The sequence below is a fragment of the Propionicimonas sp. genome, from assembly GCF_034927565.1.
GTDB lineage: Bacteria > Actinomycetota > Actinomycetes > Propionibacteriales > Propionibacteriaceae > Propionicimonas.
Genome location: NZ_JAYFPT010000008.1, coordinates 1 through 17,659, shown reverse-complemented (window position 1 = coordinate 17,659; position 17,659 = coordinate 1). Strand labels below are relative to the sequence as shown.

16 protein-coding genes are annotated in these 17,659 nt (G+C 67.3%); 13 read left to right on the top strand and 3 right to left on the bottom strand.

Translation table 11 applies throughout. From position 1 onward, the window contains the following. Positions 1–14: 14 nt before the first annotated feature. From VB080_RS02075 to VB080_RS02065, 3 genes are read left to right on the top strand one after another with little or no spacing between them, the layout of a single operon-like run. Positions 15–998 (top strand): sugar ABC transporter permease, encoded by a 984-nt coding sequence (locus VB080_RS02075; protein WP_323416760.1) that lies wholly within the window; start codon positions 15–17, stop codon positions 996–998. Beyond that, positions 995–1,915: a carbohydrate ABC transporter permease gene (locus VB080_RS02070; protein ID WP_323416759.1), complete on the top strand. Its 921-nt coding sequence runs from the start codon at positions 995–997 to the stop codon at positions 1,913–1,915. Before VB080_RS02075 ends, VB080_RS02070 begins: the two co-directional genes overlap by 4 nt. Further along, positions 1,912–3,285: a GH1 family beta-glucosidase gene (locus VB080_RS02065; protein WP_323416758.1), complete on the top strand. Its 1,374-nt coding sequence runs from the start codon at positions 1,912–1,914 to the stop codon at positions 3,283–3,285. The genes VB080_RS02070 and VB080_RS02065 overlap by 4 nt, the downstream gene beginning before the upstream one ends. 163 nt (positions 3,286–3,448) lie before the next feature. Here VB080_RS02065 and VB080_RS02060 read toward each other — a convergent pair whose 3' ends face one another. Beyond that, positions 3,449–5,929 carry a GH36-type glycosyl hydrolase domain-containing protein gene (locus VB080_RS02060; protein WP_323416890.1) on the bottom strand — a complete coding sequence of 827 codons (2,481 nt, stop codon included), beginning with the start codon at positions 5,927–5,929 and terminating at the stop codon, positions 3,449–3,451. Between the two features lie 140 nt (positions 5,930–6,069). Here VB080_RS02060 and VB080_RS02055 point away from each other — a divergent pair, with 140 nt between their 5' ends. The 3 genes from VB080_RS02055 to VB080_RS02045 all read left to right on the top strand — a co-directional run bounded on the left by VB080_RS02055 (position 6,070) and on the right by VB080_RS02045 (position 9,175). Further along, positions 6,070–7,095, top strand: a complete 1,026-nt coding sequence (locus VB080_RS02055; RefSeq protein WP_323416757.1) for a LacI family DNA-binding transcriptional regulator — start codon at positions 6,070–6,072, stop codon at positions 7,093–7,095. 102 nt (positions 7,096–7,197) lie between these two features. Next, positions 7,198–8,499: a PspC domain-containing protein gene (locus VB080_RS02050; RefSeq protein WP_323416756.1), complete on the top strand. Its 1,302-nt coding sequence runs from the start codon at positions 7,198–7,200 to the stop codon at positions 8,497–8,499. A gap of 7 nt (positions 8,500–8,506) precedes the next feature. Continuing rightward, positions 8,507–9,175, top strand: coding sequence for a response regulator transcription factor (locus tag VB080_RS02045; protein WP_323416755.1), 669 nt, complete (start codon positions 8,507–8,509; stop codon positions 9,173–9,175). 6 nt (positions 9,176–9,181) lie between these two features. On the opposite strand, the gene VB080_RS02040 is transcribed toward VB080_RS02045, so the two are convergent. Continuing rightward, on the bottom strand, positions 9,182–9,694 hold the full coding sequence (locus VB080_RS02040; protein ID WP_323416754.1) for a flavodoxin/nitric oxide synthase: 513 nt from the start codon (positions 9,692–9,694) through the stop codon (positions 9,182–9,184). 182 nt (positions 9,695–9,876) lie between these two features. Here VB080_RS02040 and VB080_RS02035 point away from each other — a divergent pair, with 182 nt between their 5' ends. Next, positions 9,877–10,701 carry a hypothetical protein gene (locus VB080_RS02035; RefSeq protein WP_323416753.1) on the top strand — a complete coding sequence of 275 codons (825 nt, stop codon included), beginning with the start codon at positions 9,877–9,879 and terminating at the stop codon, positions 10,699–10,701. Between the two features lie 124 nt (positions 10,702–10,825). Here VB080_RS02035 and VB080_RS02030 read toward each other — a convergent pair whose 3' ends face one another. Beyond that, positions 10,826–11,092, bottom strand: a complete 267-nt coding sequence (locus tag VB080_RS02030) for a GlsB/YeaQ/YmgE family stress response membrane protein (protein ID WP_323416752.1) — start codon at positions 11,090–11,092, stop codon at positions 10,826–10,828. A gap of 440 nt (positions 11,093–11,532) precedes the next feature. On the opposite strand from VB080_RS02030, the gene VB080_RS02025 reads away from it, so the two are divergent. The 6 genes from VB080_RS02025 to VB080_RS02000 all read left to right on the top strand — a co-directional run. After that, positions 11,533–12,567 (top strand): ROK family protein, encoded by a 1,035-nt coding sequence (locus VB080_RS02025; RefSeq protein WP_323416751.1) that lies wholly within the window; start codon positions 11,533–11,535, stop codon positions 12,565–12,567. A gap of 168 nt (positions 12,568–12,735) precedes the next feature. After that, on the top strand, positions 12,736–13,701 hold the full coding sequence (locus tag VB080_RS02020; protein ID WP_323416750.1) for an ROK family protein: 966 nt from the start codon (positions 12,736–12,738) through the stop codon (positions 13,699–13,701). Between the two features lie 44 nt (positions 13,702–13,745). Then, positions 13,746–14,528, top strand: coding sequence for a 6-phosphogluconolactonase (locus VB080_RS02015; protein ID WP_323416749.1), 783 nt, complete (start codon positions 13,746–13,748; stop codon positions 14,526–14,528). 106 nt (positions 14,529–14,634) lie between these two features. Then, on the top strand, positions 14,635–15,906 hold the full coding sequence (locus tag VB080_RS02010) for an ABC transporter substrate-binding protein (RefSeq protein ID WP_323416748.1): 1,272 nt from the start codon (positions 14,635–14,637) through the stop codon (positions 15,904–15,906). 50 nt (positions 15,907–15,956) lie between these two features. Then, positions 15,957–16,919, top strand: a complete 963-nt coding sequence (locus tag VB080_RS02005; RefSeq protein WP_323416747.1) for a sugar ABC transporter permease — start codon at positions 15,957–15,959, stop codon at positions 16,917–16,919. A gap of 3 nt (positions 16,920–16,922) precedes the next feature. Beyond that, positions 16,923–17,659 (top strand): carbohydrate ABC transporter permease (locus VB080_RS02000; protein WP_323416746.1); only part of this gene is annotated, 737 nt, incomplete at its 3' end.

Here is a 17,659-nt window from a genome sequence, read left to right as displayed (position 1 = left end):
GAAGGAGCGAGCCCGTGACAGCGACCGCGACCCAGGTGCCGTCCCCACCCCCGGCATGGCGAACCAGGCTCAGCCGATGGGACGTCAAGAGCGCTCCCTACCTCTACATCGCGCCCTTCTTCCTGCTGTTCGCGCTGGTGGGGCTGTTCCCGCTGATCTACACGGCTTTCGTCTCGCTGCACGACTATGACCTGCTGCTGGGCAACAACGGCTTCGTGGGGCTGGAGAACTACGGCTATGTCCTGACCGCCGAGCGGTTCTGGAAGGCGCTGGGCAACACCTTCAGCATCTTCCTGCTGTCCTCTGTGCCCCAGGTGATCGCCGCGATCGCGATTGCCGCCGTCCTGGACGCCAACCTGCGGGCGAAGACCTTCTGGCGGATGGGTGTTCTGGTGCCTTATGTGGTGGCGCCGGTGGCGGTGGGCCTGATCTTCAACCAGGTCTTCGCCGACCAGTCCGGGCTGGCGAACGCCGCCCTGCAACTGATCGGGCTCGACCCGATCGGCTGGCACAAGGAGCCGCTGTTCGCCCACATCGCCATCTCGGTCATGGTGAACTTCCGGTGGACCGGCTACAACACCCTGATCTTCCTGGCCGCGATGCAGGCCATCCCCCGGGACATCCTGGAAGCCGCGGTGGTCGACGGCGCCAGCCGGTTGCGGGCCTTCTTCTCGGTGACTGTGCCGATGCTCCGCCCGACGATCATCTTCGTGGTGATCACGTCCACCATCGGCGGGTTGCAGATCTTCGACGAGCCGCGGATGTTCGACCAGATCGGCCTGGGCGGCGCCGACCGGCAGTGGATGACCGTCACCATGTACCTCTACGAACTGGGCTGGGGCAACCAGCGCGACTTCGGCCGCGCGTCGGCGGTCGCCTGGGTGTTGTTCATCGTGATCGTCGTCTTCGCGCTGGCGAACTACTGGCTCACCAGCCGGATCTCGACCTCGGGCGATGCGCACCGAACCGCTCGCTCCCGGAAGGCGGTGGCCCGATGAGTACCCCCCAGATGTCGCTCGGCATGATCGAGCAGGTCGCCGGCAAGGGCGCCGCCAGAGCGGCCCGCCGTCACCGCGGCCGGTACGACCAGGGCATGCGGCGCCCCGGCTGGGTCACCTACACCGTGTTGGCGCTGGTCCTGCTGATCTCGGCCTACCCGCTCTACTACGCCTTCCTGCTGGCCTCCTCCACGGCAGCCGACATCGCCCAGAACCCGATCCCGTCCCTGATCCCGCAGGGCCACTTCCTCCAGAATGCGGGTCGCGTGCTCGCCTCGGACATCAAGTTCTGGCAGGCGGTGCTCAACTCGCTGATCGTCTCGGTGATCACGGCGCTCTCGGTGGTCCTGTTCTCCACCCTGGCCGGTTTCTCCTTCGCCAAGCTCCGCTACCCGGGACGCAACGGCCTGCTGGCCTTCGTGATCGGGACGATGGCCGTCCCCACCCAACTCGGCATCGTCCCGCTGTTCATCGTGATGCGGAACCTCGACTGGATCGGCAAACTGCAGGCGGTGATCGTCCCCGGCATGGTGACCGCCTTCGGCGTGTTCTGGATGACCCAGTACCTCGCCGAGGCGCTGCCCTATGAGTTGATCGAGGCCGCGCGGGTGGATGGCTGCTCGATGATCCGCACCTTCTGGCACGTCGCCCTGCCGGCCGCGCGTCCGGCAGCGGCGATGCTGGCGCTGTTCACCTTCGTGGCCAGTTGGACGAACTTCTTCTGGCCGTTCGTCGTGCTGGGCTCGACCAACCCCACCCTGCCGGTGGCCCTGCAACTGCTGCAGGCCTCCTACTTCAAGGACATGTCGCTGATCATGGCGGGAGTCTCGCTGGCCACGATCCCGCTGCTGATCCTGTTTGCCGTCGCCGGACGACACCTGGTCTCCGGCATCATGCAAGGAGCTGTCAAGGGATGACCACCGTTCCGGGATTTCCCCAGGGCTTTCTGTGGGGTGCTGCCACCTCGGCCTACCAGATCGAGGGCGCAGTCGACACCGACGGGCGCGGGCGCTCGGTCTGGGACAGCTTCTGTGAACGTCCCGGAGCGATCATCGACGGCTCGGACGGACGGATCGCCGCCGACCACTACCACCGCTACCGCGAGGACGTCGCCCTGATGCGCGACCTCGGGCTGAGCGGCTACCGGTTCTCCGTCGCCTGGCCGCGGATTCAGCCGGACGGCACCGGTGCCCCGCGGGCTGCCGGGCTGGACTTCTACTCCCGGCTGGTCGATGAACTGCTCGACGCCGGTATCGCCCCGGTTGTCACCTTGTATCACTGGGATCTGCCGCAGGCGCTGGAGGACGCCGGCGGCTGGCCCAACCGCGACACCGCCTACCGCTTCGCCGAGTATGCGCAGATCATGGCCGCGGCGTTGGGCGACCGGATCCGATTGTGGACCACGATCAACGAACCGTGGTGCGCAGCCTTCCTGGGCTACGCCGCGGGCATCCACGCACCGGGCCGCACCGAGCCGGCCGCCTCGCTGGCTGCCGCCCACCATCTCAACCTGGCCCACGGACTCGGCACGCAGGCGATCCGTGGTGTGCTGGGGGATGCGACCCCGGTGGGGGAGGTGCTGAACCTCCACCAGCTCTACCCGCTCAGCGATGAGCCGGCCGATCTGGATGCGTTCGGACGGGTCAACGCGGTCGGCAACGACATCTTCCTGACCCCCGTGCTGGAAGGCCGCTACACCGACCTGACGGTTTCGGCGACCGCGGAGTTGACGGACTGGAGCTTCGTGCGAGACGGCGACCTCACGACGATCCACCAGCCGCTCAGCATGCTCGGGATCAACTACTACGCGACCCACAAGGTGGGCGCCGGTGTCGCCGACGGTTCGCCGAACCCCTGGCCCGGTGCGGAGGACGCCCGGCATGTCACCGATCCGGGTCCGCGCACGGCGATGGACTGGAACATCGACCCGCAGGGGCTGACCGATCTCCTGCTGGGAACGGCGCGGCGGGCTCCCGCGATCCCCTTGATGGTGACCGAGAACGGTGCCGCCTTCGACGATGTTGCCGGCGCCGACGGTGTCTTCCATGATGCGGCGCGGGTGGCGTACTACGACAGCCACATCGCGGCGGTGCGTGCCGCCATCGAGGCGGGGGCACCGGTCACGGGCTATTTCGCCTGGTCGCTGCTGGACAACTTCGAGTGGGCCGAAGGGTGCGCCAAGCGGTTCGGCATCGTCCACGTGGACTACGACACGCTCGTCCGCACCCCGAAGGATTCCGCCCGCTGGTATCAGGCTCTGATCGCCGGGCAGTCGTCTGACGGGTAGCCGGGCCATGGCGGGGAGGACTGGTGGCCGGCCTGATTCCGGGACGGGTTCGACAGCCGATTCCCGTGGCTCCCGCCCCGGCGAACCAGAGCCGAGTCGGCGCTCAGGTCGCCTGGCACAACGCGTGCAGCGTGGATCAGACTCCACCGAGGCGGAAGTCTGGCTACTCCTGCGAGACCGAGGACTTCGGCGAGCGCAGCGCGGACCAGACCACCTCGATGACCTCGCCCGGGGCGGCGACCGGGACTACCTCGCCGTCCACCGGCTGGCCGTCCACGGTGAGCCGGCCAGCGGCAGAGGTGCCCGAGCCGATCACCCGGATGTGGTAGGTGGCGCCACGGTAGCGGCGAGTGACCTCGTAGTCGCCGGCCGAGGAGGGCATCCGTGGGCAGATCACCAGACCGTCCAGACCCGGACGAACCCCGAGCAACCAGCTGGTGACGGCGTGGTAGGCCCAGGCGGCGGTCCCGGTGAGCCAGGAGTTCTTGGCCTGGCCGTGCCGGGGAGCCTCGGGGCCGGCGATCATCTGGGAGTACACATAGGGCTCCTGGCCGTGCACCTCGCTGATCGCCTCACGGTAGGCGGGGGTGATCCGCCGGTAGTAGTCGAAAGCACGTTCAGGGCTGCCCGCGATCGTCTCGGCGATGATCACCCACGGGTTGTTGTGGCAGAAGATCCCGCCGTTCTCCTTGTACCCCGGCGGGTAGCTGGAGATCTCCCCGAGTTCGAGGTGGTAGCTGGTGTAGGCAGGGGCGAGCAGGGCGATGCCGTGCTCGCTGGCCAGCCGGGCCTCGACCGCGTCGAGTGCCCGGCGGGCGCGTCCGTCCGACACCCCCAGGCCAGCCATTACACACATGCCCTGGGGCTCGATGTAGAGCTGGCCCTCGGCGTTGGCGGCCGAGCCGACCGGCTCGCCGAAGGCGTCCCAGGCGCGGCGGAACCAGCCGCCGTCCCAGCCGGCCACGTCAACGGCGGCGGTCATGGCCGCCAGCGCCTGTTCCAGTTCGGCGGCGAGTGCGAGCTCGTCCGTCCCGGCGCCTGCCGGACGGTTGCGCAGCACTGCGATCAGGTCGGGCAGGGCATAGCAGAACAGGCCGGCGATGAAGACCGACTCCGCCACCCGTCCGTCCCCTCGGTTGGCGGTGGTCTGGAAGGACTCGCCGGGGAGGTCGGAGAAACAGTTGAGGTTGAGGCAGTCGTTCCAGTCTGCCCGGCCGATCAGCGGCAGTCCGTGCGGGCCGAGATTGGTCACCACGTACTGGTAGCTGGCGATCAGGTGATCGAGCAGGGGCTTGGCCAGGGCCGGATCGTTGTCGAACGGCACCTGCTCGTCCAGGATCGACCAGTCACCGGTCTCCTTCAGGTAGTGGCACACCCCGACGATCAGCCACAGGGGATCGTCATTGAAGCCGGAACCGAGCGCGTGGTTCCCCCGCTTGGTGAGCGGTTGGTACTGGTGGTAGGCCGAGCCGTCCGGGAACTGGGTGGCGGCCAGGTCGAGGATCCGCTGCCGGGAACGCTCGGGCAGCATCCAGACGATCCCGAGCAGATCCTGGTTGGAGTCGCGGAAACCCATGCCGCGGCCGATCCCGGTCTCGAAACCGGAGGCCGAGCGCGACAGGTTGAACGTGGTCATGCACTGGTAGGGGTTCCAGGTGTTGACGCTGCGGTCGAGCAGCGGGTCCGCCGACCGCAGCTGGAAGCCGTCGAGCAGACTGTCCCAGTAGCCGCGCAGGGCCGCCATGGCGGCGTCCACCTGCGCCACGGTCTGATAGCGGGCGAGCAGCGCCCGGGCCGGATCCTTGCGGACCACCCCGGGAGCCACGAACTTGGCCTCGGGCGGGTTCTCGGCGTAACCGAGGATGAACACCAGGTCACGGGACTCACCGGGTTCCAGCCGCAGGGTGATCGCATGCGAGCCGATCGGGTACCAGCCCGAGACGAGCGAATTTCGCGGCGCCCCGGAGTGCGGCACCTCGGCCTGTGCCAGCGGCCGCCAGCGGCCCACGAAGGTGTCCCGGTCGGTGTCGAAGCCGGCGATCGGGCAGTTCACCGAGTAGAACGCGAGGTGGTTGCGACGCTCCCGGTACTCGGTGGTGTGGTAGATCGTCGAGCCCTCGACCTCGACCTCAGCCAGCGAGAGGTTGCGCTGGTAGTTGGTCTGGTCGTCGAGCGCGTCCCACAGGCAGAACTCCAGGTAGGAGAAGAGGGTCAACTCCTTGACGGCGTCGCTGTGGTTGGTCACGGTGACCTGGTGGAGTTCCGCCGGGTCGTCGAGCGGGACGAGGAACAGCGTGGCGACCTCCACGCCGCCGCGGGTGCCGGTGATTCTGGTGTAGCCCAGCCCGTGCCGGCACTCGTAGGAGTCGAGGGTGGCACCGACCGGCGCGAAGGACGGGCTCCAGACGTCCCCGCCGTCGTTGACGAACAGGTACCTGCCATTGGAGTCGGCCGGGATGTCGTTGTAGCGGAACCTGGTGAGCCGGCGCAGCCTGGCGTCGGTGTGGAAGCAGTAACCGCCGGCGCGGTGGGAGAGCAGCGAGAAGAACGCGGAATTGCCCAGGTAGTTGAGCCACGGCATAGGGGTGTCGGGAGTGGTGATGACGTACTCGCGAGCCGCGTCGTCAAAGAAGCCGAACTGCATTGTTGGCAACTGCCTTTCCGTTCGCGAATACCCGGACCGCCGGGGAATGGAAGCGCTTCCATACTATCCTGTAGTGCAGCCGTGGCGACAGGTTCGCAGGCCGGCTGCCAGGAGCCGTCGATGTCGCAGGGAGGTGCGCGGTGAACAACGGCACGGTGAACAACGGAACCGGGCGTGCGGCGCCCACCCTTGACGATGTTGCGCGGGTTGCGGGGGTGTCCCGGGCCACCGTGTCACGGGTGGTCAACGGCGGCCACCTGGTCTCCTCGGCAACCTCCGAGGCGGTCGGACGGGCGATCAGCGAACTCGGCTACCACCCGAACCGGGTGGCGCGCGCCCTGGCCACCCGGCGGGCCGGTGCGGTGGCGGTGGTCGTCCCGGAGACCGACGAGCGGGTGTTCACCGACCCCTTCCTGACCCAGGCCTACCACGGCGCGCTGAACGCCTTCGCGGGTGTCGATTTCCAGGTGCTGCTCGCGATGGCCCAGCCGGGCGAGAGCAGCCTGCGGATGGCGCGCTACCTCGAGAGTGGGCACGTGGACGGCGCGATCGTGGTCTCCCACCACGGCCCCGACCTGGCCAGGGCACTGCTGGACGGCGGCTGCCCGGCGGTTTTCGTCGGGGATCCAGGGGTGGCCGGGTTGCCCTACGTCGAACTCGACCAGTTCAACGCCGCGGTGGCGGCGACCCGGCACCTGGTGGAGGCGGGGGCGACCAGGATCGCAACCATCACCGGACCGCTGGACATGAATGCCGCCACCGAGCGGTTGCGCGGGTTCACGGCCGCGCTGGCCGAGGCGGGCCTGGAGCCCGTCGGCCAACTGGCCGGAGACTTCACGGCACGGGGTGGCGAGCGGGCCATGGCTGCTCTGTTGGACCAGCGAACCGGGATGGACGGACTGTTCGTCGCCTCCGATCTGATGGCGCTGGGAGCGATGCAGGCGCTGCGGCGGGCCCGAGTCCGGGTTCCCGACGATGTCAGGGTGATCGGGTTCGACAACTCGCCGGCCGCACTGCAGACCCACCCGCTGCTCACCACGATGACGAACCCGGCCATCGAACTGGCCCGGATTGCCGGCGGGATGTTGCTCGGGCTGTTCTCCGGAGCCGACATCGAGAGCCCGGTACTGCTGACCAGCGAGCTGATCGTCCGCGGGTCGGCTTAGGGCCCGCCAGCACTGGCCGCCGCTACCTGTAGCCTCTCGCTCCCGTCGCGCCCCAGCCAGGACTGGTCGCGGTTGAGCCCAGGAACGGCGACACTGGTATCCATGTCCGAGATCTCGCCCCGCTCGACCCGGCCGCTGAACGCCGCCTGGGTGGGTGGGGTGTGCGCCGGTCTGGCCGATCACCTGGGCTGGTCGGTGCTGGTGGTGCGGGTGCTCTTCGTTGTCCTGACCGCCACCCGCCTGGCCGGGGTGGTGCTCTATCTGGTGTTGTGGCTGGTGATGCCCCGCTCCAGCGTCCAGCACGCCGCCCCCGGCATCGAGGCGGCCACCCGTACCGGGATGCGCCAGGTGTCCGGCCTGGACCTGCGTCCGGTGGACTACGGCGTTGCGGGCGCGCTGGGCCTGCTCGGTCTGGGGCTGGTCTGGCTGGTGCAGCTCAGCCCGTGGGCGATGGACCCGGTGATGCTGGCCGTCGGGCTGCTCGGCGCGGTCGGCCTGGGTGCGATCTGGTGGCAGGCCGACCACGCCTCCACCCGGGACCGCAGCGGCCCCGGCCTGCGCCGTTGGGTGGCCCCGCTGCTCGCACACTGGAGCACGATCGTCACCATTCTGTTCGGACTGGTGGCGATCGGGGTGGCGATCTTCCTGCTGGTCGGCTCGCTGGGCAGGCTGGGCCAGGTCGGCGGGACGTTCGCCCTGCTCGGGCTCTCGATCGGCGCGCTCGGTCTGGCACTGCTGCCCTGGGTGCTGCGGATGCGGGCGACCCTGGCGCAGGCCCGCGACGACAAACTGGTCGCCGATGCCCGGGCCGACATGGCCGCCCACCTGCACGACTCCGTCCTGCAGACCCTGGCGCTGATCCAGCGGCAAGCGAAGGATCCGCGCGCGGTGGTGGCGCTCGCCCGGCGGCAGGAACGAGAGTTGCGACAGTGGCTCTACGGCGAGACCGCGCCGGCATCCACCCTCGGCCAGACCCTGCAGGCGATCGCCGCGGACGTCGAGACCGACCACGGCGTGGACGTCGACCTGGTCACCGTTGGCGACTGCGACCTGACCCCCGAGGTCACCTCCGTCGTCCAGGCCGCCCGGGAGGCGATGGTCAATGCGGCCCGGCACTCGGGCGTCGAACGGGTGGACGTCTACGCCGAGGCGGACGACGACCTGGTGAGCGTGTTCGTGCGCGACCGCGGCGCCGGTTTCGACCCGACAGCGATCGATCCCGACCGGATGGGCGTGCGGGGATCGATCGTCGAGCGGGTCAGACGGGCGGGGGGACGGGCCATAATTCGATCAAGTCCCGGCGAGGGAACCGAAGTGAGACTGGAAACCCGCGTGAGGCGAGCAGGGAGCGAGCAAGCTCGCTTCCCCGAGCCGATTGAGGGTTCCGACGAGCGAAGCGAGTGATGCCGCGATGACCGAAACCCCCGAGAACCCCACCCCGGCCGCCTGGCGAGTGGTGGTGGTCGACGACCACGCGATGTTCCGCAGCGGCGTGCGGCACGACATCGGCAACCGGGTACAGATCGTCGGCGAGGGCGAGGACGTCCCGACGGCGGTCGCGGCGATCCTGGCCACCCGGCCGGATGTGGTGCTGCTCGACGTGCACCTGCCTGGTGGCGGGGGAGTCGAGGTGCTCAAACAGGTGTTGGCGACCGAACCCGAGGTGCGCTTCCTGGCGCTGTCGGTCTCGGACGCGGCCGAGGACGTGATCGGGGTGATCCGGGCTGGCGCCCGCGGTTACGTGACCAAGTCGATCTCCGCCGACGAGTTGATCGAGGCGATCGGACGGGTGGCCACCGGCGACGCGGTGTTCTCGCCGCGGCTGGCCGGTTTTGTCCTGGACGCCTTCTCCGGCTCGATCGACGTGGCCAGCATCGATGAGGATCTGGACCGGCTGTCCCAGCGCGAACGCGAAGTGCTGCGGCTGATCGCCCGGGGCTACGCCTACAAGGAGATCGCTCGCGAGCTGTTCATCTCAATCAAGACCGTCGAAACCCACGTCTCCTCGGTGCTGCGCAAGCTGCAGCTGTCCAACCGCCATCAGCTCACCCGTTGGGCGACCGATCGCAAGCTGGTCTGAATCGGCTCAGGCTGCGGGCGGAAGCCGCCGGGCGAGTTCAGCACCCCAGGCAGCCGCGTGCTCGAGTTCGCCGTCGGCCAGCGGGCCTTCCGTCCCCTTCACGATGAAGCTGGGGCCGCGCTCGGCGGCCTGGCCGATCCGGCGGCGGAGCGCTCGGTAGGCCGCTTTGGCCGCGGATCCTGCGAAGCCCGAGGCCACCCTGGTGTCGAAGGTTGTCACCGTCAGGCCCGGATGACCGGCGAAGCCGGCGATCCATTCGGCCAGGCCGGTGGAGTCGCCGCCGGTGGCGCCCGCCGCGGCCGCCTTCGCGCGGCTGGCCTGGGTGGGCAGGCCGAGATTGTGGGTCGGTGCTCCTGCCACGACGAGTGACACCTCGGCGGGGATGCGCAGCGGCGCCTCGCCGGCGGACAGCAGGTGCACGGAATCTGCGCCGCGCTGGGCTGCGACACCGTCCGCGATGGCCTGCGCGACGCTGCGGGTGTTACCGAACTCGGACTCGACCACGATCAGGACGGACATGGGACTTCCCTTCGGGTTGGAGTGCCGGACCTCGCCCGGTCCGGGCCACGTGGCGGCGGCCGACACCGGTGCTGGGCCCGAGGGCGTTGCGCGACCGGGTTCTGCGCTCGCGGCATCCTGCACTAGGTTTGGAACATAAAGTACCAAAGAGTTGGGACATTGTGTCCCAAGGTGGGAGTGGGATGGGCCCCGAGAAGATCCGGAGGCCGCGGTTGAGCCAGGCGGAAACCGAGCGCCGGGTGCTCGCTGCGGCGATCGGTGTGGTCAACGCGACCGGCCTGACAGTCAGTCTCGAACACCTGAGTTTCGAGGCGGTCATCGCCTCGGCTAAGGTCTCGCGAACGGCCGCCTATCGCCGCTGGCCGACCAAGGAGTCGTTCCTGCACGACCTGATCCGCGAACTCGCCAGGGCGGCCGAACCGGCAGCCGTCGGGATGGCCTCCGCTACCGTCCTGATCCGCGAACTGGTCCGCCCGGTACTCCCGCAACTGGCCGATCCGGCGCAGCGCTGGGCAACCGTGGTGGACGTCGTGCGGCGGGCGGCCACCCATGACTTCACCACGATGTACACCTCGACGCAGTGGCGTACCTACCTCGCCCTGACGGCAACCTTCCTCGGCCTGGAGGACGACGGACTGCGCGGCGAGGTGCAGGCGGCGCTGACAGCGACCCAGCAGGGCTTCATCGACCGACTCGCGAACTCCTGGCAGGGGCTGGCGGCTGTCCTGGGCTATCGGCTGCGACCGGGGCTGCCCGGCTTCACCAGCCTCGCGGCACTGCTGCAGGGCACGATGCGAGGGCTGATCCTGATGGCGCTGGCGAACCCCGGGATTGCCGAAGACCGGGTGGACGCCGACCCCTTCGGGACCGGCAATGCGTCCTGGTCACTGGCTGCGCTCGACTGCGCAATGCTCGCCGTCGGCTTCCTGGAGCCCGATCCTTCGGTGATCTGGGACGACGGGCGGGTGGAGGCAGTGCTGGCCGCGCTGGAGCAGGCCGAACCCTGACCTGCCGGCAGGCGCGCTGGCCGGGGCCGAGGGTCGTCTCGTCACGGCAGGAACGAACCCGGACAGGCAGCAAGCCCGGCGGGGGGACCGGGCCTGCTGGCTTGAGGGGAGACAGGTGAGGTGGTCAGGCCTTCGCGCTCTTGCCGGTGATGAGGCGGTAGACCCACAACACCACGGTGGCACCCACGATGGCGAGAATCCAGGATCCGAGGCTGAAGAACTCCAGCCTGCCGCCGCTGCCGAAGGGCAGCAGATCACCGATCCAGCCGCCCACGACACCGCCGAGGAGGCCGAAGACCAGTGACGAGACCCAGTTGCCGTCCTGCTTCATGATCGACTTCGCGATGGCACCTGCGATCAGGCCCATGATGATCCATGCGATGAAACCCATACATCAAGCCTAGGCACCGATCGCGTCAGCACAACGAGGAATCCCCTGAGAGAACCCTGAACCGGTGGGTTCGCGGGATCCGATGGGCAGCCTCGCGCCGGCCACGGCCGGAACGCCTGGCGGCTGGCGAGAGCTGCCGCGATCGTCCGGGGCTGCAGGCGTGCATGCGCTGCATGCCGCCGCTACGCTGTCCCCGACACGCGGGCCACCGGTGTCCGGCAGACCCCTGTGCGAGCTCCCAGCCGGTCTGCCTGTGCGACGAGTTTGTTTGAGCGATGGCGACAGAACTGATCCGAACTGAGTTGACCGAGACCGATCGGGCAGTGCTCTGGGCGGTGAATCATGCGCGCGAGAGCACCCGGGCCGAGATCGGCCGCCTGGTCGGTGTCTCCAAGCCGACAGTAGGTACCTCGATAGCGGCACTGGAGAACGCGAACCTGGTGAGCGTGGTGCGTTCTCACCAGGGGTCACTCGGACGCGCGGCAGCCGTCTACGCGATCTCGGCGACGGCAGGTTGGGTTCTGGGTGTCAGCGTTGAGGCGGAAGCCATCTGGCTGGCCGCAGTGTCCCTTCGGGGCGACCTTCTGCTGCAGGCCCATCAGGTGATCGACGGGTCGGATCCCGCAGTCGTCAAGCACGCCATCCGGGCGGAAGTCAGCGAGGTCCAGAACAGGATCGGCGCGACCGCAGGCAACCTTTGCGCGGTCGGGGTCGCCTTGGAGCGCGTCATTCCGCGCTTTCTCACCCAACTCAGTTCCACCCGTCCCGGGTTCATCAATCGCTTCGAGTTGATCGACTCCCTCGGACTGCCGCCGGAGATCCCGGTTCTGGTGGAGAACGCGACCAACTGTGCGGCCATTGCCGAGTTGGAGTTGGGTGCGGCAGATGTCGATGACTTCGTGTACCTGCATGTCGGCGCCAAGATCGGCGCCGGCATCGTCACCGGACGAAGGGTGTTGCGCGGGGCGAACGGAGGTGCCGGCGAGATCTCGTTCCTGCCGGTGAGCGTGCTGTCGGCGGAGAAACCGCCACACCACGACCTGGAGCGGTATCTGGGCAGTGTTGAGGTCCTGGCCAGGGTCACCAGAACGTGGACGATGGCGGACGGGACGCCGCCAGCCTCCATCGATGAGCTGTTCTCCCGGGCCGAAGACGGCCATCGTGGCGCTCTTGCCGGCCTCGTCAACGAAGCTGAGGGCATCGCACGCGCCGCACTGGCGATCGCAGCTGTGGTCGATCCCGCCCTCATCGTGCTCGATGGCGATATCGGTCGGCGTGCCCTCATCGTGCACAGCGTCCAGGACGTAGTGGCCGAGGAACGCGAGGGCCTCGGCGTGCTGTCGGTCCAGGTCGGTTCCCTGGGGGAGGCCGCGACGGTGACGGGCGCGGCGGCGATCGCGCACGACCACGCGATCGCCAGCCTCGTGGGGCAACGCTACGAGCGCAACCTCCACCAAGGCGTCGTCCAGCTCTGATCCGAGGCCCTGGGAACCACCCGCCAGCGGCGGCTGGTGGGAGCCGGCGGCGCAGTCACCCGGTTGCTGCTTGGTGAAGACCCGAACTGATCGAGGTCGGGGCATTGACACCAGACTTAGTAAGGCAGATTATTTAACTAATGATGACGACGGACACCTGGAGGTGTGGTGGCAGACCAGGCGGTGCTCGCCTTTGACTTCGGCGGCACGAAGATCGCAGTCGGTGTGGCTGACGCTGACTCCTCGGGTTGGCTCGCGACCGGCAAGGTTCCGACGCTGGAGAACGCCCGGGAGAGCCTGCGGTCGGTGGAGCGGCTCACCGATCGGCTGATAGCCCGGACCGATGCTCAGATCGCCGGAATCGGCGTCAGCTTCGGCGGCAATGTCGACAGCCACTCGGGGCGGGTGCTTCGCTCATCCCTGGTGGCAGGCTGGGACGACCTGCCCTTGGCGCAGGAGTTCTCCCAGCGCTTCGGCGCACCGGTCAAGGTGGTCAACGACGGGCTGGCGGGAGCGCTCGGCGAAGGCCGCTTCGGTGCTGCCGCCGGGCTGACCGACTTCGTCTACCTGACCGTGAGCACCGGCATCGGCGGCGGGATCGTCATGGACGGACGTCCGTGCGGCGGTGGCAGCGGGCAGGCCGGGGAGTTCGGTCACATGCGGGTGGCGGGCGATCCAACCCCGTGCCGATGTGGGTACACCGGCTGCATCGAAGCGATCGCGGCCGGGCCGGCCATCGCGGCGTCCGTCGTCGGCCACCTTCGTGCCGGCGAGCCGAGCACACTGGCGGCCGCCACAGAGCCGATCACCGCACGCCTCGTTGCCGAACACGCCAGGGCGGGCGACGCTCTGGCACTGAAGGTCATGACAACCGCCGGCGCCGCGGTGGGATACGTGCTGGCCGAACTGGTCGCGGCGCTTGATCCCCAGGCCATCGTCGTCGGTGGGGGAGTGGCCAACTCCGGCCCCGTGTTCTGGGACGCGTTGCATGACGCCTTCGTGGGTCCGATGGTCGACCGCCGGTCGGTGGAACTCCGACCAGCGCTCCACATCAACAAGGCACCCCTCAACGGCGCGCTGATGCTCGCCCTCGAACAAGCGCGCCTGAACCGGGCACAACCGGTCAGCCAGTGACCCGATCAGTACGACCACGCGACATCAACGATGAGAGGAAGATGATGGAGAAGAGAACCTACGGAAAGCTCAACACGATCATTGTCGAAGACGATCAGGAGTTGGGCACGGCCGCGGCGGAGCACTTCGCTGCCGCGGTGAACGCCGAACTCGGCACGAAGCCGGAGATGGCGGTCATCCTGGCACTGGGCGCTTCTCAACTGCCGTTCTTCGCGGCACTGAAGGAGCGCTCCGACATCGACTGGTCCCGTATCACGGTGTTCCATGTCGACACCTATCTGGGCGTGTCGTCCGACGTACCGCACAGCGGCGCCTCGCGGCTCCGCCGGCAACTGCTCGACGACGTGCACCCGAAGGCGTTCTACCCGCTTGAGGGCGATCGTCTGCCGGTGGAGGACGAGCTGACCAGGTACAGCCAACTGCTCGAGCAGCACGACCCCCAGGTGTGCTTGGTCGGCATTGGCGACACCGGCCACCTGGCCTTCAACGATCCGCCTGCGGACTTCACCACGCCCGATCTCGTCCAGGTGGTGCCGCTGGCTGATGAGACCCGGGTGCAGATTGCCCGGGCGGGGTTGTTCGCCTCGGCGGAGGAGACCCCACGGTACGGCCTCACCTTGACGATGCCGGCGCTGCTGCGTCCGGCGACTGTGCTGGCGTTGGTGACCAGCCCCGCCAAGGCTCATCTGGTGCACCGGGTGACCGAGGAACCCGTCTCGGTGATGATGCCCGCCTCGTTCATGCAGCGGTTCTCGAATGCATGGCTGTACCTCACCCGCGGCGCCGCGGCTGAACTCAGTGACCCGGACGGGCGGGCCTCGGCGTAGCGCAAACACGACAGGTCGGACGTGGCGACGTTCCCAGCGCCGCCGCGTCGGTCAAGCAATCCCGCAGTCCGCTGACAACAAGGCAGTTGAGCGAAGGAGATTCCTGATGAAGAAATACGTAGCAGCGATCGCTGCACTCGGGCTGGCTAGCACCTTGCTGACCGGCTGTGGTTCCGGCACCAGCCAGGAGCCGAAGGCTGACGGATACGACCTCACGGTGTGGGTGTACTCGGACATGGTCCAGAACGAGCAGGGCAAGCTCATGGACCAATGGGTGGACGAGTTCAAGACCGAGCATCCAGAAGTGAAATCGATCACGCTGGTCCCCAAGAACGACGCCGAGCTGCTCTCCAGCCTGATGGCAGGAGTTGGGCTGCCCGACGTCTTCAGCGCAAGCGCCCGCGATGCCAAGAACTACAAGCGGGTGATCGACCTCCTGGATCTCTCCGAGGTGTTCGCTGACCAGGAGTTCTCCGGAGGCTTCTACCCGGAGGCGCTCGACGCCGTGACCGTCGACGATGGGGTATGGGCGATTCCGTTCATCAGCTACATCCCGGTGATCTTCCGCAACCTCACGGTGCTGAAGGAGGCCGGCATCGACCCGGCCGAGGGTATTCCGACCTACGATCGGTTCCTTGAGCAGATGGCTCAGGTCAAGAAGGCCGGGTTCGATGCCACCCACTCCTGGACCGAAGGTGGGTACTTCGCCCCCGGTGCCGTGATGGGATCGGACGCCCAGAACATCACGGTGGGGGTCAGCGACGGCAAGACGACGATCAAGCCCGAGCAGTTGCAGCGGACCTTCAGCACGCTCTCCGCTCTGGAGGCGCAGGCCAACTCGTCCCTGGTCTACGATGCCGACGCGACCATGGAGGCCTTCAAGACCAACAAGCTCGCCTACCTGCTGGCTGGACCGTGGCAGGAGCCGGGTATCCAGCAGAGTGGGGTGGACTATGACTTCGTCCTCGTCCCGCCGTACGAGAAGGACGGCTGGACCGGTGGTCTGCAGGGTTGGGACTTCTTCTACGGGGTCAAGAGCGATGACTCTGCCCGCAACGAACTGATCGCGGCGTACCTGAAGAAGCTCGGCTCCTTCGAGTCGGAAAAGGCCTGGAGCATCAACGTCGGGCGCTCGACCCTGCGCCAGGACGTGATGAACGATCCTGACGTGCTTGCCGCTGGCGGCATGCTCGAGCTCTCGTCCAAGGGCCTCACGATGGGCATGCGCCAGATGGAGTTCATGCATTCCAGCGTCTTCTGGCCCAGTGCCATCGTGGATCCCGCCTCGCGTCTCGGCAAGGGTGCGACCAGCCCCGAGCAGGCTTCCCAGCAGTTCGTTGACGCCATCAACGATCTCTACGCCGAGGCTGGCGAATAGACGGTCGGGCTGCGGCCGCTTCGGCGGCCGCAGCCCCAAGGAGGTCCGCTATGCACTCGCAACGCAAGAACCAGGGCGGGGCGCGAGCGAAGCCCGCCCGTCGCTGGAAGTCCTACCTTCCCGTCTACCTCGGGCTGCTGCCCTTCTTCGGTCTGTTGATCGTCTTCGTCGTTGTTCCGATGGTCTACGGCATTGCCATGAGCTTCACAGACTGGTCGATCTCCAGCCGTGGCCGCATCCGGTTCGTCGGCCTGGAGAACTACGCCTACATCCTCAGCGGAGAGGGCCGGACGTCCACTCGTTTCCTGAAGTCGCTGGTGAACCTGGCGATCTACGTCCCCATCACCGTTGTGGTCGGGCTGGCGATCTCGCTGGCGCTCGCGCTGATCCTCAACAACCTGCCCGCGCGGCTGTATCGCGTGTTGCGAGCCGGGTACTTCGTGCCCACCGTGATGCCGCTCTTCCTGGCTGTCGGGGTTTGGCTGTGGCTGATGAACCCCGACACCGGTCTGGTAGCGGCGTTCTTGGCGAAGTTCGGCATCGGCACCGGTATCAACTGGGTGTACACCGCCGGCTATGCGATAGCCATGGTTGTCATCATCGACATCTGGCACTCCGTCGGCTTCAACTTCATCATCTTCAGCACCGGCATGCAGGACATCTCGCAGGATCTGTACGACGCGGCTGACATCGACGGCGCGAACGTCTTCCAGAAGATGACGCGCATCACGATCCCGATGATCGAACCGATCATCTTCTTCGTCATCACGTACTCGTTCATCAGTGCTCTGCAGGTCTACGACATTCCGCAGATCCTGACCTCTGGTTCTCAGCCCAACGAGGTGGGTGGGCCAGATCAGGTCATGCTCTTCCCGGTCATGGAGATGGTGAGGAACGTCAAGACCGGTTCCGAGGCGGGCCTGGCACGAGCAGCTGCCGAGGGAACGATCCTGATGGTGATCATCATGACGGTCACCTTCGTTCTGTTCCGACTTCGCCGAAAGAGGGTGTGAACAGTGAAGCACGAGACATCGAAGCCGGCCAGCCGAGTCGGGCTCGTCGTGATGGTCACGCTGGGCCTGATCTGGCTGGTCGCGAGCCTGGTGCCGGTCTGGTTGATCTTCAGCGCGACCTTCTCGTCGGACTCGACCGACATGACCAGTGCCTTCCTCCCGAACGATTTCGCGAACGGCTGGTCGAAGGTGGTCTACGCGGTCACGACGATCGACATCGGCAGTGCACTGCTGGACACCTTCTGGTTCACCCTGCTTGCCGTGGTGGGGATGCTGTTCTGCTGCACGCTCGCGGCCTACGAGTTCAGCTTCTTCCAGTTTCCAGGGAAGGGTCTGCTGTTCAGCGTCCTGATGGGCTCGATGATGCTGCCCCTGGTGCTCTACGTCGTGCCCCTCTATCGGTTCGTCTTCGAACTTGGACTGGCGGACTCGTATCTGGGCGTCGCGCTGCCGCTGATGGTCTCACCGCTCTCGGTGTTCATCCTGATGCAGTTCATGGAGGATCTTCCACGGTCCTTCATCGAGTCGGCGCAGGTAGACGGGGCGGGCCACTTCCGCATCTTCTTCTTCATCGTGGTGCCGCTGGTGCGGAACGGGATGATCACGGCGACGATCCTGCTCTTCCTGTCGGCATGGGGTGCGTTCCTGTGGCCGTCGCTGGTGACCGGTGAGAATGTCCAGGCGCTGAGCGTGGCCATCGCGAACATGTTCAACCCGAGCTTCTATGTCGATCCCCGGGT